We start from the raw sequence: 26,286 nt of genomic DNA on the forward strand, positions 1-26,286 counted from the left end.
AAGCCATGGTTAAGCAGGGATTGCGGCTTTTGCAGCGCCTATCTAAGCACATTCTGCAACAAAGTGACATCATCGGTGATCACATCCTTTCCGGATGCTGCACGTCGATGTCGCCGAGATAGCTGACGACGGTGAAATGTGATGTCGCGGCAGTCAATGCTCCAATGACAGTAACGATCACGGCAACGCCGAGATAACCGTTCAGGCCGATGGCGAAGTTGCCGAACAGGGCGGTTGCCTGGTCGGCTTCCGGCGTCGCGAGATTGAGCGACGACCACCACGAAAAGATGATGAAGACCACCACAGCGGCAACGCCACCGGCGGCCGCACCCTTCATGCCGGTGAGCAGGAAGTGACGGCGGAACTCGCTGGCGATGAAATTGGCCTCGGCGCCGACGAAATGCAGCACCTCGATGATGTGGCCGTTGCCGGCCATGGCGCCGCGCGTCGCAAACACCACAGACAGCACAGTCGCTGCCAGCATCAGCACCAGCACGCCGGTGCCGATGGTGACCGTCGTGCGCGCCATCGCCACCAGCCGGTCGACCCAGGTGCGGTGATCGTCAAGCGTGGCGGTTGGCACCTTGGGGCTGATCGCCTGGCGCATCGCGCCGAAATCGGGCGGGCTGCTCTGGTCGATGGTGACGATCACCAGCCGCGGCACCGGCAACTCGTCGATGTTCAATCCCGAGCCGAGCCACGGTTCGAGCAGCCGCGCGGTAGCGGCGCGATCGACGATCTTGGTGCCGCTGACGCCGGCGAATTCGCCGGCGATGCGTGCGGCCGTCTCCAGTGCCGCCTCCATGTCCAGCCCTTCGGCGGGCTTGATCTGGATCGTCGCCTCGCGGGCGATCTGGTTTTCCCACACCGAGGCCGTGTCGCGCACCAGTGTGACCGCACCCAGCGTCAGGCACGATAAAAAGGTCATGATGGCGATGACCAGCACCAGCGCGCGGCCGGCGATGTTCTGTGACGGCACGATGGGGGCGGTCTTGCGCTGCAGCCTTGGCGCCGGCTGCTGGAGCGGCGCATCCTCGAATTCGTCCTCGAATTCCTCGTCGTGTGTGCTGCTGTCGGCTTGGGCCTCAGTCATAGATGTCGAGCCTTCCGCCGGCGAGAATCATGCGCCGAGCATCGACCTGGTCCATCAGGCCGAGATCGTGGGTTGCGATCACCACCGCGGTGCCAAGCCGGTTGAGCTCGATGAACAGCCTGAGCAGGCGCCGCGCCAGTGGCGGATCGACATTGCCGGTCGGCTCGTCGGCCAGCAGGATCTCGGGCTGCTCGATCAGCGCGCGGGCGATCGCGGCGCGCTGCTTTTCGCCGCCCGAAAGCACCGGCGGGAGCACATGCATGCGCTCGCCGAGGCCGACCCATTTGAGCAGTTCGGTGACGTCGGTGCGGTAGCTTGCCTCTTCGCGCCCGCGCACGCGCAGCGGCAACGCCACATTCTCGTAGGTGGTCATGTGGTCGAGCAGGCGGAAATCCTGGAACACCACGCCAATACGCCGGCGCATCAGCGGCAGCTCGGTGCGCGAGATGCGCGAACGGTCCTTGCCGAAGACGCTGATCAGGCCACGCGTCGGCTTGAGCGACAAAAACAGCAGCCGCAGCAGGGTGGTCTTGCCCGCGCCCGACGGCCCGCTCAGGAACTGGAACGAGCGCTCGGGGATGTGGAAGGAGATGTCACGCAGGATCTCCGGTCCCATCCCGTATCTGAGGCCGACATTCTCGAAGCGGATCACGTGCTGCAGACCTTGAACTTGCGAAACATTGGGAACTTACGAAACCCTGGGAACTTGCGAATCCATGGAGATTCATCGGGACCCTGGCTGCCCGCTTCTACGAAACGACCATGGGTCCGCATGGTTAAGAGACGGTTAATTTTCCGTCCGGAATGGGGCGCCGAAGCACCTCGGTGGCGAAGCATTAACCATTTCCGTTTACCCCCTCTCGGCAGAATGTCTAAGGGGTCTGATGGCTGAGCAGCGGAAAGCACGCCCGGTTTCCGGCGAAATCATGACCGATGACGGCCGCGACACATCCGCCCAACCGCAGCGCGCGCCTGCCTTGGACATTATCGACGCCGATTTCGAAGTCGTGGCTCGCGCCGATCGCCGAAACGAATCATCCGCCGTCCAGCCTGTCCTCGCCACTCAGCCAGCCAATCGGGGCGGAATGGAGATGCTCAGGCCAGCGCATTCGCGGCTGGACGCCCGGCCGACGCGCGGCGGGCCGATCTTCTGGCTCTCCGGTATCTCCTTGGCGGCAATGGCGTTTTGGGTCGCCGGCGGACACCAGGTGCTGCATGCCGCGGCGTTTCCGTTGTCATGGCAGGCGCCGAAGCTGCGCCTCGCCGACGTCGTTTCGCGCATCGACAGCTCCGGCCGCAAGCCGCTTCTGCTCGTCGACGGCACCGCCTTCAACGACGGAAACAGGGCGGCACCGCTGCCGCCGATCGTCATCGCCGTCACCGGCGATGACGGCAAAGTCCTGCGTTACAGGCTGGGGACAGGCACGGTTCCGGTGGCAGCCGGCGCAAGATGGGACTTTTCGAGCCGGCTCGACGTGCCTATGAACGGGGTAAAGACCGTCACGGTCGCTTTCTCGGAATAGGATGCTGTCATGCCTGTTGTGCGCGACAAGGAAATCGAAGTGCTGTTCTCCGCCTCGGCGATCGCACGGCGCAATCTCGAACTCGCCAAGGATATCGCGGCGCACGACTACACTGACCTTCTGGTCATCTCGGTGCTGAAGGGCTCGTTCATCTTCGCCGCCGACCTGATCCGCGCCATGCACGACGTCGGCCTGTCGCCGGAGGTCGAGTTCATCTTCATTTCAAGCTATGGCGCCGGCACCACGAGCGGCGAGGTCCGCGTGCTGCGTGACATCGATAACGAGGTTGCCGGCCGCGACGTCCTGCTGATCGACGACATTCTCGAATCGGGCAAGACGCTGAAGTTCACCCGCGAGCTGATGATGTCGCGTGGCGCCAAGAGCTGCTCGATCGCCGTGCTGCTCGACAAGCGCATGCGCCGCAAGACCGACCTCAATGCCGATTATGTCGGCTTCGACTGCCCCGACTATTTCGTCGTCGGCTATGGCATGGATGTGGCGCACGCCTTCCGCGAGCTGCCCTTCGTCGGAGTGGTCAAGGGCGAAGACTGATCAGCCGCTAATCACAAATTTTGCGGCATTCAGGAATCGTCAACCAGTCGCGGCAAATATCGCCGCCATGGCAAAACTTCTGATCGTTGAGGACGATGAGTCCGTCCGCACTCTCGCAGCCCGCGCGCTCGAACGCGCCGGCCACAAGGTCGACGTCGCTTGCGATGGCGCCGAAGGGCTCGACTGCATCCACGCAGAGCGCGGCGGGTACGACCTGATCGTCTCCGACATCCGCATGCCGGAGATGGACGGCATCGAGATGGCGCAGAATGCAGCACGCGCCTATCCCGGGCTGCCGATCCTGCTGATGACCGGCTATGCCGACCAGCGCGAGCGCGCAGAGGAACTCGACGCCATCATCATCGATGTCGTGCAGAAGCCGTTCACGCTCAACGACATTCGTGACCGCGTTTCGCGGGCGCTGGCTGCTCAGTCGACAGTGGCGCTCGCCGGCGCCGCCTGAGGCGTCCGCGTCCCGACATTCAGCGCGAATATACCGGCGCCGACGATCAGCAGCGCGCCGATCACCGTGCCGGTTCCGGGCACCTCGGCGAAGAACAGGAAGCCCCACAGCGGTGCCCACAACAGCCCGGTGTATTCGAAAGTCGCCGCCTTGTTGGCGGGCGTCAGCCGATAGGCTTGGCCAAGCAGCACCATGCCGACAGCGGCAATGATGCCGCAGGCGCCCATCATCAGGAAGTCGCGCAGGCTCGGCCAGATCCATGGCCGCATCAAAAAATCGAGGCTGGGATGGCCTGTCTGCTGGAAGCCGGCGGCCGAGAAGATCGTGGTGATCAGCACGGCGCCGAAGAGATAGGCGGCGTTCTGGTAGAAGGCCATTGTCGTGGCACTTTCCGTCACGCCGACCTTGCGCGCCATCAGCTGCGAGAAGCTGTAGAGAAACGCCGAGGCGAGCGACAGCAAGGCCGCCCATTCGAAGATGCCGGCGCTGGGATTGACCATGATGACCACACCGAACAGCCCGACCGTGCCGGCGGCAAGGCTTTGCCACGGCACCCGTTCGCCGAGATAGGGACCGGCCATGGTCATGATCAGCAATGGCGTCAGGAAGAAGAGCGCCGCCGCATCGGCGATCGGCAGCGCCGGGATCGCCAGGTAGTAGGCGCAGTAAGACACGAACAGGATCGTCGAGCGCGTTGCGAGAAAGCGCCAGTTGGGCGAGGCGAGTGCCGGAAGCCCGACATCGCGATGCACCAGCAGGAGCAGGATCGGCAACGCCACCACGGCGCGGATCAGCAGCGCTTCGCTGACCGGATAGGTGCCGGCCACGGCCTTGATCAGGGCGTCCTGGATCGAAAACACCAGCACGCCCAGGCAGAGGCAGAGGATGCCGAGAAGCGTTCTGTTGTGCATGGTGCAGGAATGCCTGGCTAAGAGGTCGTCCCGATATTTGTACCTTGAGATCGGGCGGAACGAGAGCGCTTGTCGGCGCCTCCTGTTGGGCCAGCGGCGACAGCGACTGGCGCACAGCTGCCCCAAAAAAATACCCGCCGGCAAGATTGCGGCGGGTGAAAGTGAGGACGGTATTACCAGTCCGCAGCCGCATCTCTTGCGACCACCTTCCAATGGGTAGCGGGACTATTCCCCGCCGTTTGACACGATGCAAACGAATTGGAATGATGGCAGTCATTAGAATTTCTCATGGCTGAAAACGTTTTCATGACCGCACGCCTCGACAGCGACCTGCTGCGCACCTTCCTCGCGGTTGCCGAGAGCGGCAATTTCACCCGCGCGGCCGAAGGCGTCGGGCGCACCCAGTCCGCGGTCAGCATGCAGATCAAGCGCCTCGAGGAGGTCGTCGGCGAGGTGCTGTTCACGCGCGGCGCGCGCGGCGTCGCCCTGACCGAACGCGGCACCGAGCTCGTCGGAAATGCCCGCCGCATCGTTGCCCTGCTCGATGAAACGGCGTCGTCGATGCGCGCGGCGCCGCTTGGCGGACCGGTCCGCATTGGCATCCCCGAGGAGTATGGCCAGCCTGTTCTGTCGCGCGCCCTGGGTGCCTTTGCCAAGCGCCATTCGAAGGTGGAGGTGACGGTGCGGTTCGGCTATTCGGTCTCCCAACTGGCTTCGCTCGCGGCCGGCGAACTTGATCTTGCCGTGGTCTTCGAGTGGCAATTTCCATCGGGCGCCGAAGTCCTGATGAATGACCCGACGGTCTGGGTGACCTCCATTCACCACCAACTGCATCTGGAGCGGCCGCTGCCGGTTGCCATGTACACCCGCCACGGCTGGTCGCGGGAGTATGCGCTTCGCTCACTCGAGCAGCGCGGCATCGATTACCGTTTCGCCTACACCAGCGATACCACCAACGGGCTCTCCCTTGCCGTCACCGCCGGACTGGCGCTGGCGCCGATGGCCCGCAGCAACATTCCACTGGATTGCCGCGAGCTGACGGAGGCCGAAGGCTTCGGGGCAATCGACACGACCAGGGTCGTCATGCATCGCAATCCGCGCGCCAACAGCGAAACCGTCGACGCCATGGCCTACGCCATCCGCGAGGCTTTCCATCAGCGGCGCTGATCGCTGGGAACAAGCCGTATCCTGCCATACCTCCTGACAAAAGGCTGTCAGGAGGCCAATGTTATGCAGGCGGCATTCTGAAATGAGGAGGAAGTGATGATCACCTTTTACCACGCGCCCTGGTCGCGCGCGTCCAACGTGCTTTGGCTGCTTGAGGAACTCGGCACCCCCTATACGATCGAGAAGGTCGATATCCGCGCACCTGGCGGGGTGCCGGAAGAGTATCGTTCGATCCAGCCCAACAAGAAGGTACCGGCGATCATCCACGATGGCATCCTGGTCACCGAGCGGGCGGCAATCTGCACCTATCTCTGTGATGTCTTCCCCGAGGCCGGACTTGCGCCTGCCGTCGGCGACAAGCTGCGCGCACCCTACCTGACCTGGCTCGTCTATGCCGATTCGGTGTTCGACCCAGTGCTGGCGGCCAAGGCGCATGGTCACGAATTCATGGGCAGCGGCTATTCCTACGGTTCGTTCAGCGAGATGGTCGACAATCTCGAAAGGACGTTGTCCTCGCGCCCCTACATCGCAGGCGACAGCTTCACCGCAGCTGACACCCAGATCGGCGGCGGCATCAATTTCGGCATCCGTGTGCTGAAGACGCTGCCCGAAAAGCCGGTGTTCCTGGACTATGTCGAGCGCTTGGCAGCACGCCCCGCTTTTCAGCGCGCCAGCCAGACGGATCTTGTGATGGCGCAAGAAGCGGGCATGGTTGCGGGCTGAGGCTGGGTGTGCGGCGCCGAGGCGTGAGCGATTTGAGCATTACACCTTCGAACTCACTCCTCTCGCACCCCCCTCTGTCCTGCCGGACATCTCCCCTGCAAGGGGGGAGATCATGCCGTCATCGAGCCCCACCGCCAACCACCAGCCACACGGCCCGTTGCTACCTCGTGACAGGATGAGCAGTGCCGGTGACGATACTAATCTCCCCCCTTGCGGGGGAGATGTCCGGCAGGACAGAGAGGGGTGGGACGGAGTGCGTCGGTACAGGAGGAACGAACGTAGTGAGCTCCCGGCTACCGCAGCTCCAGCAAGCGTTCGAGATAACTCCGTTCCAGTTCGGGGCTGAGCGCATTGCCCAGGCGCTTGCGGATGGCGTCGAGGATCTGGCGGGCGCGCTGCACGTCGATCTCGTCGGGCACCTTGGTCGAGTCGCCGAAGTCGGGACCGGTGGTGGCGCGGGGCCGGCCGAGCGGGTCGCGGTCGGCATTCTGCTGGCGGCCGCCTTCGCCGCTGCCGCCCTGGTCGCCCTGCATCGCCTGCATCTGCTGCATCATGTCCTGGGCGCCCTGGCGCAGCGCTTCGAGCGCACGGCCCTGGTGGCCGACGGCGCGGTCGCCTTCGCCCTTGCCGAGCGAGCCCTCGGCCTGGTTCATCGATTCACCGGCGTCGCCAAAGCCTTTGCCCGGCTTGATGCCGAGGCCCTCGAGCCCCTTCATCAGCGCTTCGAGATCCTTTTCCAGCTGCCCCTGGCCCTGCTGCAGCTGCTTCATCGCGTCGGCAAACTCCTGCGGCGTCATCGGCCGGCCCTGCTGGCCCTTGTTTTGCTGGCCTTGCTCGCCCTGTTGCTGCTGCTGGCCGGGCTCGCCGTTCTCGCCGAAGGGATCGCTCTGCTCGCCTTGGTCGCGCTGCATCTGGTCCATGCGGAAGGTCTCGTTCATCATCTCCTGCTGGCGCCGCATGATCTCGCCGAGCTTGTCCATCTGCTGGCGCATCTCGGAATTCTGCTGGCCCTGCTGACCCTGCTGCCGTTTGCCGGCCTGCAGGTTGTTCATCATGTCCTGCAACTGCGACAGCAACTCGCGCGCCTGGTCGCGGTTGCCCGACTTGGCGAGGTTCTCGATCTGGTCGAGCATGCGCTGCAGGTCGCTCTGGCGCAATTCCTGGGCCGGCGTCTGGTCCTGCGCGGTCTTGTTCTGCTGGTTGCGTTCGGCGAACTCGCGCAGGAAGTCGTTCATCGCCTCGCGCAGCTCGGCCATCAGCTTGTCGATTTCTTCGTCGCTGGCGCCGCGTTCGAGCGCGTCCTGCAAGGCCTGCTGGGCCTGGCGCAGGCGCTTTTCCGCCGCCGACAGGTCGCCGTCCTCGATGCCGAGCGCCACCTGCCAGAGATAGGTGACCACCTCGCGCAGCTGGTCGTCAGAGCTGGCCATCTTGAGCCGCGAGCGGGCACTCATCAGCGCCAGATAGTGCGAGAGATTGTCGATCGTGTCCTCGGGACGCAGTGTGATCGCGTCCATCAGATCAAGCACGCGCCGCTTGGCGTTGGCGTCGAGCGCCAGCAGGCGCCGCTGTTCGATTACCGCCCGGGCGAGCGGGTTGGTGAACGGTTTTTCCGGCAGGATGATCGTCTTGGTTTCGCTCTTGGCTTCCTGGCCGGCATCGTCGCTAGCATGCAAGGTGAGCTTCACCGAAGCACCGGCCCAGACATGCTCTGTCAGGTCGCGCGTCGCCTTGACCGGCTTCTTGGCGGCACCACGGCGGGGAAGGGAAAGCGGCATTTCGGGCGGGCCATAGAGTGGGCGTGCATCCACCGGCTGCGCGTCGGCAAGGGCGAAGTCGGCCTTGGCCGAGGCCGCGCCATAATCGTCCTCGATATTGTAGGTCAGTTCCAGCGTGCCGTTGACGGCGCGTTTGGGCTCACCGACGAAGCTGATTTTCGGCGCGCTGTCGGAAATGACGGTGAAGGCCCAGCTGTCGAGTTCGTCGTCGCCGGATTTCAGCGTCAGCTTACCCTGGGCGGTGAGCTTTTCGGCAAACTGCCTGACCGTGGCAACCGGGCCTGTCGCGACAGGCGTTGCTGCGTCGGTGTTGACGCCATTGGGTACGATGTCGCGCACTGTGCCTGCGGCATCGGTGAAGGCGAGCGTTTCGTCGCCCGAGCCGCCGGTGACGCGTAGCGACAGTTCGCTGCCCTCGGGCACGTTGATGACAGGAACGTCCTTGCTTGCATCGGCGGTCAGGAAGATCGGTGCCTTGCCGGTATATGTCGGCGGCGTCACCCAGGCGTCGATGCGCGGCGGCACAGTGTCGTGCGCCGCATGCGCCCGGAAGGCGTCGCCCAGCCGGCCGCCGGTCGGGCCGAACGAAAATGCGAAGGCGCAAACGAACAACAGGGCAGCGGCGGCGCGAAGTGCCCATGGGTCGCGTTCGGGTACTTGCGTCCGGGGCAGGTCGCCGCCCAGCGTGCCAAGTCGTTCGGCCATGCGCTTCTGGTGCTCGCGCCACAAGGTGTCGGCAAAGCTGTCCGGCTTGCCCGACGGCTTGTCGGTCTGGACCTGCACCGGCGTGTGCAGCAGCTGGTTGGCGCGTTCGAGACGGCTGTCGATCTCAGCCCAGCTCGGCAGGCGGAAAAAGCGCAGCGGATAGAGCGAGGCCAACGCGACTGCGACGAAGGTCACGGCCAGCCCCAGTCGCGCCAAGTCGGGCAGGAGCCGGAACAGGCCAAGCCAGGACAGACTGATGAACAGGCTGGCAATAACGATCAGCGGCAACACCAGCGGCCAGCCGCGCTCGACGATCATCGCCGTGGCGATGGCCAGGCGCGTCCTGCCCAGGCCGGCGGCAATGCTACGATGCAGCGCTGGTCGTGTCGGTTCCGTCATCGGCCCTTCCGCTTGGGCGGCGCGGGATGCAGCCACTCTGCCTCTGGGAGAATACCATCAATCGCGGCGAAGGCGAGGCGACCAACGTAATCGTGAAGCTCAACGCACAGCACTTCCGGGGGAGGCGTAAGGAACGCCGTAGAATTCCCTGCTCACCCTGACAATCTGGAGCGCCGTCAGGCGAGCCAGTCGGGCACGGAATCGAGGCCGATCAGCTCTTCATAGGTCCGGCGCTGGCGCACGACATGGAAACGGTCGCCGTCGACCAGAACTTCGGGCACCAGCAGCCGCGTGTTGTAGGTGCCTGCCTGAACCGCGCCATAAGCGCCGGCAGTGCCGACGGCAATCAGGTCGCCGGCCTTCAGCCTGGGCAGGTCGCGGTCGAGGCCGAGATAGTCGCCGGTCTCGCAGACGGGCCCGACGATGTCGACGGTCATGCGCGGCGCGTTTGCCGCCGGCTGCACCACCGGGCGGATGTCGTGATAGGCATCGTAAAGCGTCGGCCGGATCAGGTCGTTCATCGCCGCATCGACGATGAGGAAATTCTTGGCGTCGCCTTCCTTCACGAAGATGACTTCCGAAACCAGGATGCCGGCATTGCCGACGATCAGCCGGCCCGGCTCGAACATCACCTTGAGGCCGAGCTTGCCGACGCGCTTGTGCACGATCTGGGCATAGGCGTCGGGCAAAGGCGGCGGGTTGTTGTCGGTCTTGTAGGGAATGCCCAGGCCGCCGCCGAGGTCGACATGGTCGATCTCATGGCCGTCCGCCTTCAGCGTTTCCACCAACTCGGCCATCAGCGCAAAGGCGTCGTCGAAAGGCTGCAGCTCGGTGATCTGGCTGCCGATATGCATATCGATGCCGGTCACCTTGATGCCGGGCAGGGCTGCTGCGCGGGCATAGGCTTCGCGCGCCCGCTGACGCGGGATGCCGAACTTGTTCTCGGCAAGCCCGGTCGAGATCTTCTTGTGCGTCTTGGCGTCGACATCGGGGTTGATGCGCAGCGACACTGGTGCGGTCTTGCCGTTGGCAACAGCGCGTGCCGACAGAAGCTCAAGCTCCGGCTCGGATTCGACGTTGAAGCACAGGATGCCGGCCTGCAGCGCGAAGTCCATTTCGCGCGCCGTCTTGCCGACGCCCGAAAACACGATCTTCCCGGCCGGGATGCCGGCGGCGAGCGCGCGCCTCATCTCGCCTTCCGAAACCGTGTCGGCGCCAGCACCCAGCCTTGCCAGCGTCTTCAGCACCGCTTGGTTCGAATTGGCCTTGAGCGCGTAACAGACCAGCGCATCGAGATCGGCGAAGGCTTTGGAGAAGACCTGGAAATGGCGCGTCAGCGTCGCGGTCGAGTAGCAGTAGAACGGCGTGCCGACGGCAGCGGCGATATCGGTCAGCGCCACGTCTTCGGCGTGGAGGACGCCGTTACGATAGTCGAAATGGTTCACGGCAGCATGCTTTCGAAAATGAAGAGCGGCTCAGAGCAGCGGGTCGAGGATGAAAGGCTTGTCCTCGACCGGTTTTACCGGTGCCGGGCCAGCCGGCTGGCCGGCCTTCTGGGCATCCTTCTGCGCCTGCACGGCAGCCTCATAGGGGGTGTCGAGGTCGCCCTTGCGGCCGCAGGCGGAAGCCATGCCAACCGCCGCAATCAGCCCGAGCGTCACCAGAATCCTGCCAGCGGTCATGTTCCATCCGTCCGCGAAAATTTCCCCGCTGCTTGTAGCGGAGATTCTTGGGCTTTGCACCCCGGCTAGATCACGCTTTTGCCAGCCGTTTCTTCCAATAGCGAACCTGCTTCTTGACCTCTGCAGGTGCTGTTCCACCGAAGGACGTGCGGCTCTTCACCGAGTTCTGCACCGACAGCACGGAGAAGATGTCGTCGGTGATGCCGTCATGGATCGACTTGAGGTCTTCCAGTGCCAGCTTTTCGAGCCCGACCTTCTTGCTTTCGGCCAGCGCCACGGCACGGCCGGTGACGTGGTGTGCCTCGCGGAACGGCATGCCCAGCGTCCGCACCAGCCAGTCGGCTAGGTCGGTGGCGGTCGAGTAGCCCGAGCCGGCGGCCTTTTTCATCGCCTGCTCGTTGATCGTCATGTCGCCGACCATGCCGGTCATCGCTGCCAGCATCAGGTCGAGCGTCTCGGCGGCGTCGAACACCGCTTCCTTGTCTTCCTGCATGTCCTTGGAATAGGTCAGCGGCAGGCCCTTCATGACGGTCAAGAGGCCGATCAGGTGGCCGTTGACGCGGCCGGTCTTGGCGCGCACCAGCTCGGCGGCGTCGGGGTTCTTCTTCTGCGGCATGATCGACGAGCCGGTGGAGAACGAATCCGACAGGCGCACGAAGCCGAATTGCGGCGTCGACCAGATGACGATCTCTTCGGCGAGGCGCGACATGTGGGTGGCGCAGATCGCAGCGATCGACAGGAACTCCAGCGCGTAGTCGCGGTCCGACACGCTGTCGAGCGAGTTGCGCGTCGGTTCGCGGAAGCCGAGGGCCTTGGCCGTCTTGAAGCGGTCGATTGGGAAGCCGGTGCCGGCAAGCGCTGCCGCACCCAGCGGGCTCTCGTTCATGCGTTCGATGGCGTCGCGCACGCGGCTGAGGTCACGGGCGAACATCTCGACATAGGCCATGCAGTGATGGCCGAAGGTTACCGGCTGCGCCGTCTGAAGATGGGTGAAGCCGGGCATCACGGTAGAGGCATGCTGCTCGGCGCGTTCGAGGAAGGCGGCGATCAGCCCCTTCAGCGCCTCGGCGACGCGATTGAACTCGTCCTTGACCCAGAGCCGGAAGTCGACGGCCACCTGGTCGTTGCGCGAGCGTGCAGTGTGCAGGCGTCCGGCGGAGGCGCCGATCAGTTCGGCAAGGCGCGACTCGACATTCATGTGGATGTCTTCGAGCCGGGTCGAGAAGGCGAACTTGCCGTCCTCGATTTCTCGCAGGATCGTGTTCAGGCCGTGAGCGATTTTCTGTTGATCGCCAGCCGAAATAATGCCCGTTTCCGCCAGCATCTCGGAGTGGGCGACGGACCCTCGGATGTCCTGGGCATACAGCTTCTTGTCGAAGCCGATCGAGGCGTTGATCGCTTCCATGATCGCAGCCGGGCCCGAGGCAAAACGTCCGCCCCACATCTGGTTGCTGGCCTTCTTGTCGCTCATCGTGATACCCGGGCTCCGGAGAAAATTGATTAGATGTCGGACCGCAGAAAAATGTTTCCAGCCCCACGCCATATACTGATTGCCGCCGTTGCGGGCGTGATCGCCGGCGCGGTCGCGGTATATGTCAGCACGACCCGTCCTGGCAACAAGACGCCGCAGCCGACGGTCGCCGCCGACACCGGTTCTGCAAGCCCCGACGACAAGCTGTGCGCGGCGAAGACCGAAAGAGCCAAGGCCGTGGGTGCCGCCGCCGTCGGCCATGTCGCCGCGATGATGCCGGCCGACCCGCCGCAGTCGCTGAAGACGCTTGCCTTCAACGATCCCGAGGGCAAGCCGATGACCATCGCCGACCATGCCGGCCGCACGTTGCTGGTCAATCTCTGGGCCACCTGGTGCGCGCCGTGCCGCGCCGAGATGCCGGCGCTCGATGCTCTGGAGCGCGAGATGGGCGGCGAGGAGTTCGAGGTCGTGGCGATCAATGTCGACACCGGCGACGACACCAAGCCGAAGAAGTTCCTCGAAGAGATCGGCATCTCCTCGCTTGGCCATTACCGCGACAACACGCTCGCCGTGTTCAACGATCTGAAGAAGCGAGGGCTGGCGCTTGGCTTGCCTGTCACCTTGCTGATCGACGGCGAAGGCTGCCTGCTGGCCAACATGAACGGCCCGGCTGAATGGGCTAGCCCTGATGCGAAAACGCTCATCGAGGCCGCACTCGCCAAATAAGGCGGGCGTGTCCACACACGTTTGCCTGTCCATCTCTGCAATTTCAGATTGCAGGATTTGAGCGTGAATTTTCGCGATTTTCTTCCGCGAAGGACGCTTCGCGGCATGTTCATTCCATTTCAAGCCTTTCATTAGCCGGCGCGCTGGCAGTTGAGATGGGTCTAATTCTCGGCAAATTGCTTTCGTTTTTTGGAAAAGCGAAAGCTTCTCATAAGGTTGTGGCGAAAGCGAAATCGAAGCGAGCCGAATGCGACCTTCATACGATCGCTACAAAACTGTTGTGGCGCTGTCATAATCCGACAATACTGGTCCTCGCGGAACTAAACATTTCGCCAACCAGAACGGGAGCGAGACATGAAGACCCTAGGCTTCGCGGCCGGTGTTGCCGCCACCATGACGCTGTTGTCCAGCACCTCCGCCTTCGCCGTCACCGAGATTTCATGGTGGCACGCCATGACCGGCGCGAACAACGAGGTCGTCAACCAGCTTTCCGAAGAATTCAACAAGAGCCAGAGCGAGTACAAGATCGTTCCGGTCTTCAAGGGCACCTATCCCGAGACGCTGAACGCCGGCATCGCCGCCTTCCGCGCCAAGCAGCCTCCGGCGATCATGCAAGTCTTCGATGCCGGCACGGGCACGATGATGGGTGCCGAAGGCGCCATCAAGCCGGTCGCCGAGATTCTGTCGATGGGCGGTCAGGCCTTCGACAAGAGCCAGTACCTGCCGGGCATCGTCGCCTACTATTCCAAGCCTGACGGCACGATGCTGTCGTTCCCCTACAATTCGTCCTCGCCGATCCTCTACTACAACAAGGACATCTTCCAGAAAGCCGGCCTCGACGTCGACAACCCGCCCAAGACCTGGGGCGAAGTCTGGGATGCCGCCAAGAAGATCAAGTCGAGCGGTGCAGCCCCTTGCGGCTTCACCTCGACCTGGCTGACCTGGATCCACACCGAGAATTTCGCCGCCTGGAACAACCTGTCCTACGGCACCAATGAAAACGGCATCGGCGGCACCAATGTCGAGCTCAAGATCAATGCGCCGGCCTTCGTCAAGCACTTCCAGGAGCTCGCCGACCTCGCCAAGGACGGCACCTTCAAATATGGCGGCCGCACTTCCGAGGCCAAGCAGATCTTCCTTGCCGGCGAGTGTGGCATCTTCACCGAATCCTCTGGCGGTCTCGGCGACATCGTCAAGTCGGGCATGAACTACGGCACCGGCCAGCTGCCCTACGAGGCTGACGCCGCCGGTGCGCCGCAGAACACCATTCCGGGCGGTGCTTCGCTCTGGGTTTTCGCCGGCCTGCCGGAAGAGCAGTACAAAGGTGTTGCGACCTTCTTCAACTTCCTGTCGCAGACTCCGATCCAGGCCCGCCTGCACCAGGTTTCGGGCTACCTGCCGGTCACGCTCGCTGCCTATGAGGAGACCAAGAAGTCGGGATTCTACGACAAGAACCCGGCCCGCGAGATCCCGATCAAGCAGATGATGGGCAAAGCCCCGACTGAAAACTCGAAGGGCGTCCGTCTCGTCAACCTGCCGCAGGTCCGTGACATCGAGAACGAGGAGCTCGAAAAGATGCTCGCCGGCCAGCAGACCGCCCAGCAGGCGCTCGACAACGTCGTCACCCGCGGCAACAAGGCGATCCAGGAAGCGCTGGGGAACTGACGCGCTCCAATGTCATCGTAGCGCTGCCCCTCATCCGCCTGCCGGCACCTTCTCCCCGCAATGACGGGGAGAAGGGACATACGGCAACGTAGAAGCCCTCCTTTTCCCCGTCCTTCACGAGGAGAGGGTAAGGGTCAGGCAGCGCGAACGCTGAGCCGAAGGATCCGGCAGTGATGCCATCCAGCTTCTGACAAACGCGTAACGAGAGGCCCTCATTGTCCCCACGCGTCGTCTTCCCCAACAAGATCCTGCCCTATCTGCTGGTCGCGCCGCAGTTGGCGATCACGCTGGTGTTCTTCTACTGGCCGGCCAGCCAGGCGCTGCGCCAGTCCATGCTGAGGGAAGACCCGTTCGGCCTGTCGTCGAAATTCGTCTGGTTTGACAATTTCAAGAAGGTCCTGTCGGACCCCAACTATCTCAACTCGATCCAGGTGACCGCGATCTTCTCGATCTCGGTCGCCGCCGTCGCCATGGCTACCGCCCTGCTGCTCGCCGTCATGGCCGAGAAGGTGGTGCGCAGCCGCGGGCTCTACCGCACGCTGATGATCTGGCCATATGCGGTCGCACCCGCCATTGCCGGCATGCTGTGGCTGTTCCTGTTCAACCCCTCGATCGGCTCGCTTGCCTATGGCCTGCGCTGGCTCGGCATCAACTGGGACCCGCTGCTCGATGGCGAGCAGGCGATGGTGCTCGTGGTGGCTGCCGCGTCCTGGAAGCAGATCAGCTACAATTTCCTGTTTTTCGTCGCCGGCCTGCAGGCGATCCCCAAGACGCTGATCGAGGCGGCGGCCATCGACGGCGCCGGCGAGAACAAGCGTTTCTGGACCATCGTCTTCCCGCTGCTCGCGCCGACCACCTTCTTCCTGCTCGTGGTCAACACCGTCTACGCCTTCTTCGACACCTTCGGCATCATCCATGCGGTGACCGGCGGTGGGCCGGGCAAGGCCACCGAGACCCTGGTCTACAAGGTCTACAATGACGGCTTCGTCAATCTCATCCTCGGCGACTCGGCGGCGCAGTCGGTGATCCTGATGGTCATCGTGATCGCGCTCACCGCCATCCAGTTCCGCTATGTCGAGAGGAAGGTGCATTATGGCTGAGCCGAAGCCGCTTCCGCCCGCAAGCGGGCACGACAAGCTGATGATCGGCCAGTCGATGGCTGGCGTCTATATGGCGCACGCCATCCTGATCCTCGGCATCGTCATCGTCGCGTTCCCGATCTACTACACCTTCGTTGCCTCGACGCATTCGCTGCAGACAATCCTGCGTCCGCCGCTGCCTCTTTTGCCCGGCGACCGCTTCCTCGAAAACTACTCCGAGGCGCTGTTCGGCGGCGTTGGCCGCATCGGCGGCGTCAGCGTGGCGACGCTGCTCATCAACACCACCATCGTCGCTTTCGGCATCGCCATCGGCAAGATCATCATCTCGATCCTGTCGGCCTATGCGATCGTGTTCTTCCGCTTTCCCGGCCGGATGTTCTTCTTCTGGCTGATCTTCATCACCCTGATGCTGCCGGTCGAGGTGCGGATCCTGCCGACCTACAAGGTGATGGTCGACCTCGGCCTGATCGACACCTACACCGGGCTGATCGTGCCGCTGATCGCGTCCGCCACCGCGACGCTTTTGTTCCGCCAGTTCTTCCTCACCATTCCGGGCGAGCTGGTCGAGGCGGCGCGCGTCGACGGCGCCGGGCCATGGCGCTTCTTCAAGGACATCCTGCTGCCCTTGTCGCGCACCAACATCGCGGCGTTGTTCGTCATCCTGTTCATCTATGGCTGGACGCAATATCTCTGGCCGCTGCTCGTCACCAACCGCAACGACATGAACACCATCGTCATTGCGCTGAGGAAGATGATCTCCTTCGCCGACGCCGACACCGAATGGCATCTGGTGATGGTCACTTCCATGCTCGCCATCATCCCACCCATCCTGGTGGTCGTGTTCATGCAACGCTGGTTCGTCCGCGGCCTCGTCGATACGGAGAAATAATGGCAACCGTCGATCTCAAGGACGTACGCAAGATTTATCCCGGCGGGGTCGAAGCGGTGAAGGGCGTCTCCATCGCCATTCCCGACAAGGCTTTGTGCGTGCTCGTCGGCCCCTCGGGCTGCGGCAAGTCCACGCTGCTGCGCATGATTGCCGGGCTGGAAACTATTTCGGCCGGCACCTGCTCGATCGACGGCAAGGTGGTCAACGCCATCGGCCCGACCGAGCGCGACATCGCCATGGTGTTTCAGAACTATGCGCTCTACCCGCATATGAAGGTCTACGACAACATGGCCTACGGCCTGCGCAACCGCGGCATGCCGAAGGACGAGGTCGACAAGCGCGTGCGGACCACTGCCAAGACGCTGGAACTCGAGCACCTGCTTGAACGTCGCCCGCGTGAGCTCTCGGGCGGCCAGCGCCAGCGCGTCGCCATGGGCCGCGCCATCGTGCGCAACCCGAAGGTGTTCCTGTTCGACGAACCGCTCAGCAACCTAGACGCCAAGCTGCGCGGCCAGATGCGCGTCGAGATCAAGAGCCTGCAACGCCAGCTCGGCGTGACCTCGGTCTACGTCACCCATGACCAGCTCGAGGCGATGACGCTGGCAGACGTTCTGGTGGTGATGAACGCCGGTCTGGTTGAACAGCTCGGCGCGCCGCTCGACATCTACGAAAAGCCGGCTTCTACTTTTGTTGCTTCGTTCATCGGCGCGCCGCCAATGAACCTTCTGCCGCTGCGCAGCGGCCAGCTCGAAGGTGCAGTGACACTTCCGGAAGTCGCGGGCAATGCCGCGACGATCGGCTTCCGCCCCGAGGATTGCGAAGTCGGCGCCGATGGTGCTGCGTCCAGTGACGGCCTCCGGCTGATGGCCAGGGTCGAGGGCGTCGAACCGGTGGGTGCCGAGAGTTTTCTCTATTGCGCGGCAGGCGGCGGCAAGATCGTCGTGCGTGTCGCTGGCCGCACCGAGGTGCAGGCGGGTGACCAATTGCCGATGTTTGCGCGCCGCGAAAAATTGCATTTCTTCGGCAGCGACGGGAAGAGGGTTTGAGGCAGCACGGCCAGCGCAAGCGGTCCTCGTCCTGAGTTGTCGAAGGACGCACGCCGGTCCAACACCAAATCCTGAGCAGGATCGTTCGAATTTGACGACCTGCACTAACCTCTTGTTCATGCAGCCTGATCGAAGATCGGCACACGACGAGGGAGGTGGCAGGGTTGCCGGTATCGCTTAAGAAACTGTCGCCAAGCGCATGGTTGCAACTCGCGGGCTGGACCGTATTCGGAACGCTTGGCTGTGTCGCCGCTTCGCTGGTGGTCACGATTGCGCTGTTCCGCCACGCCGGTCCGGAGATGCTCGACCTTGCGCTGATTGAAGCGACCGTCGTGCCGATCCTTTTGGCGGCCCCGCTGTTCTTCTACCTGACCCTCAAGCTGCGCGAACTCGCCGTCGTCAACCACAAGCTTGTCGTCGCCGCATCTACCGATGCGCTTACCGCCTGTCTCAACAGGGGAGCCTTCTCGACGCGTGTCGAGAACGTGCTCTCCCGTGAGATCGCACGGCGCCAGCGCGCCATGGGCGCGCTTCTGGTCATCGATGCCGATCACTTCAAGTCGGTCAATGACCGCTTCGGTCATGCCGAGGGCGATGAGGCGCTGCGCATCATCGTTGCCGCGATCCAGCCCTGTCTGAGGGGAGACGATATGCTCGGCCGCCTCGGCGGCGAGGAATTCGCCGTCTTCCTGCCAGGTGCATCACCGCTCAACGCTGCCGACATCGCCGAGCGTATCCGCCGCTCTGTGGCCGACGCGCCTTTCAGACCCGGCGGCTACAGCCACACGCTGACGGTCAGCGTCGGCGGAGCGCTGTTCGACCGGCCGGTGGTATTCGAGGAACTATTCCGCGTCGCCGACCTGCATCTCTACGAAGCCAAAGGTGCAGGCCGTAACCGCGTCGAACTCGCGCCGATGCCGCCGGAACGTACGCCGAGCTGGTATCATCCCGGTCTGCCGAATTAGGGCTTCAGGCGACTCGAGTAGCTAAGCAAGCCGGAACGCCGCTCAGCGTGTCGGGACCGGGTGCTCGCCGCGATAGTCGTAGAAGCCGCGTCCGGTCTTGCGGCCGAGCCAGCCGGCTTCGACATACTTCACCAGCAGCGGGCAGGGGCGATACTTCGAGTCCGACAAGCCGTCGTGGAGCACCTGCATGATCGACAGGCAGGTGTCGAGGCCGATGAAGTCGGCGAGCTGCAGCGGTCCCATCGGGTGATTGGCGCCGAGCTTCATTGCCGTGTCGATGGCTTCGACGGTGCCGACGCCTTCATACAGCGTGTAGATCGCCTCGTTGATCATCGGCAAAAGGATGCGGTTGACGATGAAAGCCGGGAAATCCTCCGAGACCGTCACCGTCTTGTCGAGGTTGGCGACATAGGCCTTGGCGGATTCGAAAGTCTTGTCTTCGGTGGCGATACCGCGCACCAGCTCGACCAGCTTCATCACCGGCACCGGATTCATGAAGTGGATACCGATGAAGCGCTCCGGTCGATCGGTCTGGGCGGCCAGCCGCGTGATCGAGATCGACGAGGTGTTGGTGGCGAGGATCGCCTCCGGGTTCAGCTGCGGACACAGCTGCGCATAGATCTTGCGTTTGATCGTCTCGTCTTCGGTCGCCGCCTCGATGACGAGATCGGCGCTGGCGAGGTCGGCCATGGCGGGTGCGGACGAGATGCGGTTCATCGCATCCTTGCGGGCCTGGTCCTCGAGCTTGCCCGAAGCGACCTGGCGCGCCAGATTGCCATTGATGGTGGCGATGCCTTTTTCGATGCGCTCCGGCGACAAGTCGTAGAGCAGCACACTGTAGCCGGCGAGTGCCGAAACATGTGCGATACCGCCGCCCATCTGGCCAGCGCCGACAATGCCGATCGTCTCGATCTTACCCGTCATCACACCTATCCCGTCGCAGGCTCTTTTGGTTTTGTGCAATGCAAACTAAATGGCCGGGGTAGCACTCGTCTACCCCGGCCGTCACATTTTAATCCCTGAGCTGATCGGGCGTCAAAGCGCCTTTTCGAGCTCGGGCAGGACAGTGAACAGGTCGCCGACGATGCCATAGTCGGCCACCTGGAAGATCGGGGCCTCTTCGTCCTTGTTGATGGCGACGATGACCTTCGAGTCCTTCATGCCGGCGAGGTGCTGGATCGCACCCGAGATGCCGCAGGCGATGTAGAGGTCGGGTGCCACCACCTTGCCGGTCTGGCCGACCTGCCAGTCGTTGGGGGCGTAGCCGGCGTCGACCGCAGCACGGCTGGCGCCGACGGCGGCGCCGAGTTTGTCGGCGACGGGCAGGATGACTTCCTGGAACTTCTCCGACGAGCCGAGGGCGCGGCCGCCTGAGATGATGATCTTGGCCGAGGTCAGTTCCGGACGATCGCTCTCCGACAGCTTGTTCTCGACGAAGCTCGACAGGCCGGGATTTGCGGCTGCAGCAACCGCCTCGACGGCGGCTGACCCGCCCTCGGGGGCTGCCTGGAACGAGGCAGTGCGCACGGTGATCACCTTCTTGGCGCTGGGTGCCTGCACCGTCTGGATGGCGTTGCCGGCATAGATCGGACGCTTGAAGGTGTCCGGGGCGACGACCTCGATGATTTCCGAGACCTGGGCGACGTCGAGCAGGGCCGCGACGCGCGGAGCAACGTTCTTGCCGGTCGAGGTGGCAGCGGCGACGATGGTGTCGTAGTTGCCGGCGAGGCTGACGACGAGTGCCGCCGTCGGTTCGGCCAGGCGTTCGGCCAGTTCTTCGCTTTCAGCGAGCAGAACCTTGCGCACGCCCTTCAGCTTGGCGGCTGCATCGGCCACTGCCTTGGCGCCCTTGCCGGCGACCAGCACGTCGATGTCGGAACCGATCTTCTGGGCCGCCGACAGCGCCTTGGCGGTCTGGTCGGAGAGCGAAGCGTTGTCGTGTTCGGCGATGAGGAGAATTGCCATGTGTTTGATCCCTTTCCGCTTCGCTTAGAGCACGCCGGCTTCGTTGCGCAGCTTGTCGACGAGCTCAGCCGCGGTCTTGACCTTGATGCCTGCCTTGCGGCCACCCGGCTCCTCGGTCTTCAGCACCTTGAGGCGCGGCGTGATGTCGGCACCGAAGTCGGCGGCCGACTTCTCGTCGAGCGGCTTCTTCTTGGCCTTCATGATGTTGGGCAGCGAGGCATAGCGCGGCTGGTTGAGGCGCAGGTCGACGGTGACGATCGCCGGCATCTTGAGCGACACCGTCTGCAGGCCGCCGTCGACTTCGCGCGTCACGTTGGCATGATCGCCGGCGAGCTCGATCTTCGAGGCGAAGGTGCCCTGGGCCCAGCCCAGCAGGGCCGCCAGCATCTGGCCGGTCTGGTTCGAATCGTCGTCGATCGCCTGCTTGCCGAGCAGCACCAGGCCCGGCGTCTCCGCCTCGACCACGCCCTTCAGCACCTTGGCGACGCCGAGCGGCTCGACGGCTTCGTCGGTCTTCACCAGGATGGCGCGATCGGCGCCCATGGCGAGAGCGGTGCGCAGCGTTTCCTGGGCCTGCGCAGGTCCGATCGAAACCACGACGATCTCTTCCACCTTGCCGGCTTCCTTGAGGCGGATGGCCTCTTCCACCGCGATCTCGTCGAACGGGTTCATCGCCATCTTGACGTTGGCGAGCTCAACGCCCGAGCCGTCCGATTTTACGCGCACCTTCACGTTCGCATCGACAACCCGCTTGACCGGGACGAGAACTTTCATGGGCTGGTACCTCTCTGAACAGCGATATTGTGCGCGCTATAGCAGCGCTTGGCCCCACGCAATTGTCGATTGCCGACATATTGGGCGGAAAAACAGACTTGATCTCGCGCTTTTGGTGGCGGGAGGGCTGCCGCAAGCGGCGGGACCGTAGTTGCGGCTAACCTTAGCGTCAATATCTGCTTGAAGCTCAAATCGTTTGAAAAAAGCTGTGCCAGTGACCGCTATTGCCGGCCCCAGCGCGTCGTCGGCTGGGCTGTCGGCGGCTCGGGCGTAGCGGGCTCCGGCATGGCCGGCGCCTCGGCCTTGTCAGGGCTCGGCACCGCCTCTTCGGCATCGGCAAACAGCGGCACCTCGCGGCGGCGCAGGACGAGTACCAGCACGGCACCGGCGACGATGCCGCCGACATGCGCCGCCCAACTGACCTCGTCGTCGCCGCCGATGGCGATCATCAGGAACTGAAAGGCGACCCACAGGATCAGTGGAATCCAGGCCGGGATGCGCAGCGGGATACGGGCAAAGGCCAGTACCCACACCTTCACCCGAGGGTAGAGGATCAGGTAGGCGGCGACGATGCCGGCGATGGCGCCCGAGGCGCCGATCAGCGGCGTCTGCGAATCCGGCAGGATCAGCCCGTGCAGGAAAGCGCCGGCGACCGCGCATAAGAGGTAGAAAACCAGGAAGCGGAAATGCCCGAGCGCGTCTTCGACATTGTCGCCGAACACCCACAGGAACAGCATGTTGCCGCCGAGATGGAAGATGTCGCCGTGCAGGAAGGAATAGGTGATGTAGCTCAGGTCTTCCGGAATGATGATCAGATCCGGCGACAGCTCCGCCAGGTCGTGCACGACGGAGGGAATGTAGCCCAACCCAAGGACAGCTGCGGTGGCGAAGTCCTCGCCTCCGACCGTGGTCAAGAGATAGACGATGACGTTGATCGCGATCAGGCCGAGGGTTACATATTGCAGCCTGATGTGGCGCAGGTGATTGGAATCATAGAGCGGAATGAACATGCGGCTCGCTTCCGCCCTCCCGGCAACCTTATCAGCAAATCAGCGGTTCTTGCCGGGAACCCATAGCACATCGGCTTTTCCGTTGTCATTGACCACACGCGCGGCAACGAACAGCACGTCGGAAACCCGGTTGATGTAGCGGATGCCTTCGCGGTTGACGTGTTCGCCGGGGTCCTGCGCCAGCGCCACCATCACACGCTCGGCGCGGCGGGCAACCGTGCGGGCCAGATGCAGCGCTGCCGCCGCCGGCGATCCGCCATTCAGCACAAAGGAGCGCAACGGCTCGAGATGCGCGTTCAGCGCGTCGATGTCGGCTTCTATGCGTGCGGTCTGGCTGGCGATGATGCGCAGCGGCTCATAGCCCAGGTCCTTGCCGGTATCGGGGGTCGACAGATCCGCGCCGAGATCGAACATGTCGTTCTGGATGCGGTTGAGCATTGCGTCGATGTCGGGGTGCTCCGTCGCCGTATGCACCCGCGCCATGCCGATGCAGGCATTGGCCTCGTCGACGGCGCCATAGGCTTCGACGCGCAGGTCTGATTTCAGCCGCCTTTCGCCCGAGCCCAGGCCGGTGGTGCCGTCGTCGCCGGTGCGGGTGTAGATCTTGTTGAGCTTGACCATTCCGCGCTCCGCTCAGCCGCCACGGGTGAAATAAAGGGTGAGCAGGATGAACACCAGCGCCACTGCCTGCAGCAGCACGCGTGCCTGCATCAGCTTGTTCGAGGTGTTGCCGGAGCCGCCGCGCAGCATGTGGATCAGGCCGCGGATCAGGACCACCACCACGGCGAACATGAAGACGACGGCGAGGATGTTGAAGACGGTAGCCATATTGGTTCCAGTTCAGTCGGCGGCCGGTCAGGCTTGGCGGGCCAGAATTCTGTAAAGCAGCGAGGCGGGCAGCAGGCGCTTCAGCACGACGCCGATTCTCGCGGGCGTCGTGACAACATAATGCGGACGCGGTCGGGGCGACAGCAGGGCGTGTCGCAATACCGCATGAACCGCTTCCGGTCCCAGCTTGAGCCGCGATTTCGAGCCGCCGCTGGACAGCCTGTCGAGTTGGGCGCGGTAGGCCACGTGGTGGGGCGAGTTTTCGTGGTCGATGTAGCGCAGGAACCAGTCGAGCCCGTTGGTGGCGATCTTCGAGCGTATCGGGCCGGGCTCGATCATCGCGACATGGACGCCGCTGCCGGCGAGCTCCTGACGCATGCACAGCATCAGTCCCTCCAGCGCATGCTTGGAGGCGGAGTAGGCGCCGCGGAACGGCACCGGCGTCAGGCCGAGGATCGACGAGCAATTGACGATGCGGCCGTGGTTCTGCGCACGCATCACCGGAACGACGCGCCGTGTCAGGTCGTGCCAGCCGAAGAAGTTGGCCTCGAATTGGTCCCGCAGTGCCGCCATCGGCAGATCCTCGACTGCGCCCGGCTGGGCGTGCGCACCATTGTTAAACAGCGCGTCGAGCCTGCCGCCGGTACGTTCAAGCACGGTTTCGACCAACGCCTCGATCGATTCCGGCTTGGCGTAGTCGAGGAACAACGCCTCGAGACCGTCGGTCTCGAGTGCCGCCAGATCCTCGGCCTTGCGCGCCGTGGCGAACACGCGCCAGCCCTCGGCCTTCAGTGCGCGGGCGCAATAGGCACCGATGCCCGACGACGCGCCGGTCACGATTATCGTGCGTAACTCGTTGATCGGGTTCACTTCGTTTTTGCCCGGCCTTGCAAATGAGGGCAAAGCCTTCCCATATTCGCCGCCACGAAACAATTGGCCAATTCATGATTGGCCGTGTCACAGTCGGCCGCTAGGTAGTTGGCCAGGACCCAACGGACGGAGCGGAAAACTGGAGCTGATGCGCAAGATCGTCGCCACGAGGCGCGTGCTCTTCGACGCAGCCGGCCATTTCCATGACGACGACGGTTGGGCGATGGCCAGTCATCTCGCCATTTCGGCGCTGATGGCGCTGTTTCCGTTCCTGATCTTCGCCACCACGCTCGCCAGCTTTCTGGGCGCCGATGCGTTCGCCGAAACGGCCGTGCATCTCGTCTTCGACACCTGGCCCGACCAGATCGCGGCCCCCATCGCCCGCGAGGTGGTCAATGTTCTCACCGTGCCGCGCACCGACCTTCTGACCTACGGCGTCGTGCTTGCCGCCTACTTTGCCTCAAACGGCGTCGAGGCGCTGCGCACCTCGCTCAACCGTGCCTACCGCATCACCGAGACCCGTACCTTCTGGTTCCGGCGTATCCAGAGCATCTTCTTCGTGCTCATCGCCACGATCAGCTTCGTCGCCATCTCGGTGCTTCTGGTGTTCGCGCCGATCATAGCGCGCATCCTCGAAGCCAAGTTCGAATGGATCCAGCCCTATATGGGCACCATTACCGTCTGGCGCTTCACCATCGCTTCGGCGGTCATCGTCTTTGGCCTGTTTGCCGTGCACATGTGGCTGCCGGCCGGCCGCCGTCGCTTCCTCAGCATCATCCCCGGCATCGTCTTCACGCTCATCGCCTGGGTTGTCGGCTCGACGATCTTCGCCGCTTATCTCGATACCTTCTCGTCCTACGTCACCACCTATGCCGGCCTCGCCTCGATCATGATCGCGGTGGTCTTCCTCTACATCGTCTCGGCGATCTTCATCCTCGGCGGCGAGCTCAATGCCGCGATCAGCCGCTATCTCGAAGCCCGCGCCCGCGTGCCGGGTTGAGCCGTCGCCAGGCCGACGCCGAGCGTGGCGATCGCCATGCCGACCAGTTGGATCGTCGACAGTTCCTCGCCGAACAGCAGCCAGGCAAGGACAGCGGTCACCGCCGGCACGAGGTAGAAGAGCGATGCCACCTTCGACATGGCGCCGTCGCGGATCATCACCATCAACAGGAAGATCGCGCCGATCGACAGCACGAACACCAGCCAGGCCATGGCGAAGATCAGCTCGCCATTGATCGTCACCTGCTGGTGTTCGAAGGCGAAGGAGGCGATGGTCATCAGGATCGCTGCGCCGACATATTGCCAGAATGTACCTGATACCAGGTCGCTGGCCGCGCCGACGCGCTTCTGCCAGATGGTGCCGGCACTGATGCCGGCCATGGCGATCACTGACGCAGTCAGCGTCTGCCAGGTCACGCCGCCGCCGATCGCGCCGAGCTTGGGGGAAAGCACGATCACCACGCCGACGAAGCCAATAGCAAGCCCGACCCAGTGCTTGGGTTTGATCTCCTCGCCGAGCAGCTTTCCTGCAAGTACGGCGGTGACCAGCGGCTGCAGCCCGGCGATCAGCGCAGACAGGCCCGCCGGCAAGCCCTGGTGGATCGCCCAGAACACGCCGCCGAGATAGACCCCATGCAGCAGCATGCCGATGAGTACGGAGTGCAGGGCGGCCCGCCGCGTGAGCCTGGTGGAGCCGAGCGCCAGCATCACTGCGCCGAGCAGCAGGAAGGCGAGGACGAAGCGCACGGCCAAAAAGGTGAACGGCTCCGCCCAGGGCATGGCGTAGCGCGCGCCGATGAAGCCTGTTGCCCAGAGCAGCACGAAGGTGGCCGGAATCAGCCGCTTTGGAGAAGATGTCATGGATACCCCTGGCGTCGCCGGACGCCGCTTCCGGAAGGAATCTTACCGGGATCGCTCTAATGCCGAACATTAGGACAATCAAAATGAAACGATTGATCCATAGGTTCACCGGACCTGATCTGAC

27 protein-coding genes are annotated in these 26,286 nt (G+C 63.5%); 12 read left to right on the forward strand and 15 right to left on the reverse strand.

From position 1 onward, the window contains the following. Nucleotides 1–79: 79 nt before the first annotated feature. Together SLT36_RS07985 and ftsE are read right to left on the reverse strand one after the other, a co-directional pair. Nucleotides 80–1,093 (reverse strand): cell division protein FtsX, encoded by a 1,014-nt coding sequence (locus SLT36_RS07985; protein ID WP_432286720.1) that lies wholly within the window; start codon nucleotides 1,091–1,093, stop codon nucleotides 80–82. Next, on the reverse strand, nucleotides 1,086–1,745 hold the full coding sequence (gene ftsE, locus SLT36_RS07990; RefSeq protein WP_067957659.1) for a cell division ATP-binding protein FtsE: 660 nt from the start codon (nucleotides 1,743–1,745) through the stop codon (nucleotides 1,086–1,088). Before ftsE ends, SLT36_RS07985 begins: the two co-directional genes overlap by 8 nt. A 439-nt stretch (nucleotides 1,746–2,184) precedes the next feature. Between ftsE and SLT36_RS07995 the strand changes: the two genes are divergently transcribed. The 3 genes from SLT36_RS07995 (at nucleotide 2,185) to SLT36_RS08005 (ending at nucleotide 3,631) form a co-directional block, all read left to right on the forward strand. Next, entirely contained in the window at nucleotides 2,185–2,616 is a 432-nt protein-coding gene (locus SLT36_RS07995) for a hypothetical protein (RefSeq protein WP_432286721.1), read from the forward strand. A 9-nt stretch (nucleotides 2,617–2,625) separates the two neighbouring features. Continuing rightward, entirely contained in the window at nucleotides 2,626–3,168 is a 543-nt protein-coding gene (hpt, locus tag SLT36_RS08000) for a hypoxanthine phosphoribosyltransferase (RefSeq protein WP_067957665.1), read from the forward strand. Nucleotides 3,169–3,235: 67 nt separating this feature from the next. Then, a complete protein-coding gene (locus tag SLT36_RS08005; RefSeq protein ID WP_432286722.1) occupies nucleotides 3,236–3,631 on the forward strand; it encodes a response regulator in 396 nt (131 codons plus the stop codon). Here the strand turns inward: SLT36_RS08005 and SLT36_RS08010 are convergent. Then, nucleotides 3,598–4,542 carry a DMT family transporter gene (locus SLT36_RS08010; RefSeq protein WP_432286724.1) on the reverse strand — a complete coding sequence of 315 codons (945 nt, stop codon included), beginning with the start codon at nucleotides 4,540–4,542 and terminating at the stop codon, nucleotides 3,598–3,600. The two genes, SLT36_RS08005 and SLT36_RS08010, sit on opposite strands and share 34 nt — an antisense overlap. Nucleotides 4,543–4,848: 306 nt before the next feature. Between SLT36_RS08010 and SLT36_RS08015 the strand changes: the two genes are divergently transcribed. Together SLT36_RS08015 and SLT36_RS08020 are read left to right on the forward strand one after the other, a co-directional pair. After that, complete coding sequence (locus tag SLT36_RS08015; protein WP_432288278.1) at nucleotides 4,849–5,709, forward strand: LysR substrate-binding domain-containing protein; 861 nt, start codon at nucleotides 4,849–4,851, stop codon at nucleotides 5,707–5,709. A gap of 96 nt (nucleotides 5,710–5,805) precedes the next feature. After that, entirely contained in the window at nucleotides 5,806–6,432 is a 627-nt protein-coding gene (locus SLT36_RS08020) for a glutathione S-transferase family protein (RefSeq protein ID WP_432286726.1), read from the forward strand. Nucleotides 6,433–6,725: 293 nt separating this feature from the next. Here SLT36_RS08020 and SLT36_RS08025 read toward each other — a convergent pair whose 3' ends face one another. The 4 genes from SLT36_RS08025 to argH all read right to left on the reverse strand — a co-directional run bounded on the left by SLT36_RS08025 (nucleotide 6,726) and on the right by argH (nucleotide 12,464). Continuing rightward, entirely contained in the window at nucleotides 6,726–9,311 is a 2,586-nt protein-coding gene (locus tag SLT36_RS08025) for a TIGR02302 family protein (RefSeq protein ID WP_432286727.1), read from the reverse strand. A 176-nt stretch (nucleotides 9,312–9,487) separates the two neighbouring features. After that, the gene (lysA, locus tag SLT36_RS08030) at nucleotides 9,488–10,756 is read right to left on the reverse strand and encodes a diaminopimelate decarboxylase (protein ID WP_432286728.1); all 1,269 of its coding nucleotides are present in this window, start codon (nucleotides 10,754–10,756) and stop codon (nucleotides 9,488–9,490) included. 30 nt (nucleotides 10,757–10,786) lie between these two features. Then, nucleotides 10,787–10,993 carry a lipoprotein gene (locus tag SLT36_RS08035; RefSeq protein WP_154386139.1) on the reverse strand — a complete coding sequence of 69 codons (207 nt, stop codon included), beginning with the start codon at nucleotides 10,991–10,993 and terminating at the stop codon, nucleotides 10,787–10,789. A gap of 70 nt (nucleotides 10,994–11,063) precedes the next feature. Continuing rightward, on the reverse strand, nucleotides 11,064–12,464 hold the full coding sequence (argH, locus tag SLT36_RS08040; protein ID WP_432286729.1) for an argininosuccinate lyase: 1,401 nt from the start codon (nucleotides 12,462–12,464) through the stop codon (nucleotides 11,064–11,066). 33 nt (nucleotides 12,465–12,497) lie between these two features. Here argH and tlpA point away from each other — a divergent pair, with 33 nt between their 5' ends. The 6 genes from tlpA to SLT36_RS08070 all read left to right on the forward strand — a co-directional run bounded on the left by tlpA (nucleotide 12,498) and on the right by SLT36_RS08070 (nucleotide 18,855). Continuing rightward, a complete protein-coding gene (gene tlpA, locus SLT36_RS08045; protein WP_432286731.1) occupies nucleotides 12,498–13,190 on the forward strand; it encodes a thiol:disulfide interchange protein TlpA in 693 nt (230 codons plus the stop codon). Nucleotides 13,191–13,544: 354 nt separating this feature from the next. Then, nucleotides 13,545–14,855: a sn-glycerol-3-phosphate ABC transporter substrate-binding protein UgpB gene (ugpB, locus tag SLT36_RS08050; protein WP_432286732.1), complete on the forward strand. Its 1,311-nt coding sequence runs from the start codon at nucleotides 13,545–13,547 to the stop codon at nucleotides 14,853–14,855. A 215-nt stretch (nucleotides 14,856–15,070) separates the two neighbouring features. Continuing rightward, a complete protein-coding gene (gene ugpA, locus SLT36_RS08055; protein ID WP_432286734.1) occupies nucleotides 15,071–15,955 on the forward strand; it encodes a sn-glycerol-3-phosphate ABC transporter permease UgpA in 885 nt (294 codons plus the stop codon). Between the two features lie 40 nt (nucleotides 15,956–15,995). Continuing rightward, nucleotides 15,996–16,844 carry a sn-glycerol-3-phosphate ABC transporter permease UgpE gene (ugpE, locus tag SLT36_RS08060; RefSeq protein ID WP_432288280.1) on the forward strand — a complete coding sequence of 283 codons (849 nt, stop codon included), beginning with the start codon at nucleotides 15,996–15,998 and terminating at the stop codon, nucleotides 16,842–16,844. After that, nucleotides 16,844–17,890: a sn-glycerol-3-phosphate ABC transporter ATP-binding protein UgpC gene (gene ugpC / locus SLT36_RS08065; RefSeq protein ID WP_432286736.1), complete on the forward strand. Its 1,047-nt coding sequence runs from the start codon at nucleotides 16,844–16,846 to the stop codon at nucleotides 17,888–17,890. The genes ugpE and ugpC overlap by 1 nt, the downstream gene beginning before the upstream one ends. Nucleotides 17,891–18,054: 164 nt before the next feature. Further along, nucleotides 18,055–18,855, forward strand: coding sequence for a GGDEF domain-containing protein (locus tag SLT36_RS08070; RefSeq protein WP_432286738.1), 801 nt, complete (start codon nucleotides 18,055–18,057; stop codon nucleotides 18,853–18,855). Between the two features lie 42 nt (nucleotides 18,856–18,897). On the opposite strand, the gene SLT36_RS08075 is transcribed toward SLT36_RS08070, so the two are convergent. The 7 genes from SLT36_RS08075 to SLT36_RS08105 form a co-directional block, all read right to left on the reverse strand. Beyond that, nucleotides 18,898–19,779 (reverse strand): 3-hydroxybutyryl-CoA dehydrogenase, encoded by an 882-nt coding sequence (locus SLT36_RS08075; protein ID WP_067966133.1) that lies wholly within the window; start codon nucleotides 19,777–19,779, stop codon nucleotides 18,898–18,900. Between the two features lie 111 nt (nucleotides 19,780–19,890). Beyond that, complete coding sequence (locus tag SLT36_RS08080; RefSeq protein ID WP_432286740.1) at nucleotides 19,891–20,820, reverse strand: electron transfer flavoprotein subunit alpha/FixB family protein; 930 nt, start codon at nucleotides 20,818–20,820, stop codon at nucleotides 19,891–19,893. Between the two features lie 24 nt (nucleotides 20,821–20,844). Continuing rightward, a complete protein-coding gene (locus SLT36_RS08085) occupies nucleotides 20,845–21,594 on the reverse strand; it encodes an electron transfer flavoprotein subunit beta/FixA family protein (RefSeq protein ID WP_067957703.1) in 750 nt (249 codons plus the stop codon). A 221-nt stretch (nucleotides 21,595–21,815) separates the two neighbouring features. Continuing rightward, nucleotides 21,816–22,604, reverse strand: a complete 789-nt coding sequence (locus tag SLT36_RS08090; protein ID WP_432286742.1) for a rhomboid family intramembrane serine protease — start codon at nucleotides 22,602–22,604, stop codon at nucleotides 21,816–21,818. Between the two features lie 39 nt (nucleotides 22,605–22,643). After that, nucleotides 22,644–23,225 (reverse strand): cob(I)yrinic acid a,c-diamide adenosyltransferase, encoded by a 582-nt coding sequence (locus SLT36_RS08095; protein WP_432286743.1) that lies wholly within the window; start codon nucleotides 23,223–23,225, stop codon nucleotides 22,644–22,646. Between the two features lie 12 nt (nucleotides 23,226–23,237). Next, nucleotides 23,238–23,432, reverse strand: a complete 195-nt coding sequence (locus tag SLT36_RS08100; protein ID WP_067957711.1) for a twin transmembrane helix small protein — start codon at nucleotides 23,430–23,432, stop codon at nucleotides 23,238–23,240. 27 nt (nucleotides 23,433–23,459) lie between these two features. After that, complete coding sequence (locus SLT36_RS08105) at nucleotides 23,460–24,302, reverse strand: SDR family oxidoreductase (RefSeq protein WP_432286745.1); 843 nt, start codon at nucleotides 24,300–24,302, stop codon at nucleotides 23,460–23,462. Between the two features lie 148 nt (nucleotides 24,303–24,450). Between SLT36_RS08105 and SLT36_RS08110 the strand changes: the two genes are divergently transcribed. After that, complete coding sequence (locus SLT36_RS08110; protein ID WP_182575183.1) at nucleotides 24,451–25,302, forward strand: YihY/virulence factor BrkB family protein; 852 nt, start codon at nucleotides 24,451–24,453, stop codon at nucleotides 25,300–25,302. On the opposite strand, the gene SLT36_RS08115 is transcribed toward SLT36_RS08110, so the two are convergent. Further along, nucleotides 25,269–26,162, reverse strand: a complete 894-nt coding sequence (locus SLT36_RS08115; RefSeq protein WP_432286747.1) for a DMT family transporter — start codon at nucleotides 26,160–26,162, stop codon at nucleotides 25,269–25,271. The genes SLT36_RS08110 and SLT36_RS08115 overlap by 34 nt on opposite strands. Between the last annotated feature and the right edge of the window lie 124 nt (nucleotides 26,163–26,286).

This window comes from Aminobacter sp. BA135, assembly GCF_050859125.1.
In the GTDB taxonomy this organism is placed as follows: domain Bacteria; phylum Pseudomonadota; class Alphaproteobacteria; order Rhizobiales; family Rhizobiaceae; genus Aminobacter; species Aminobacter ciceronei.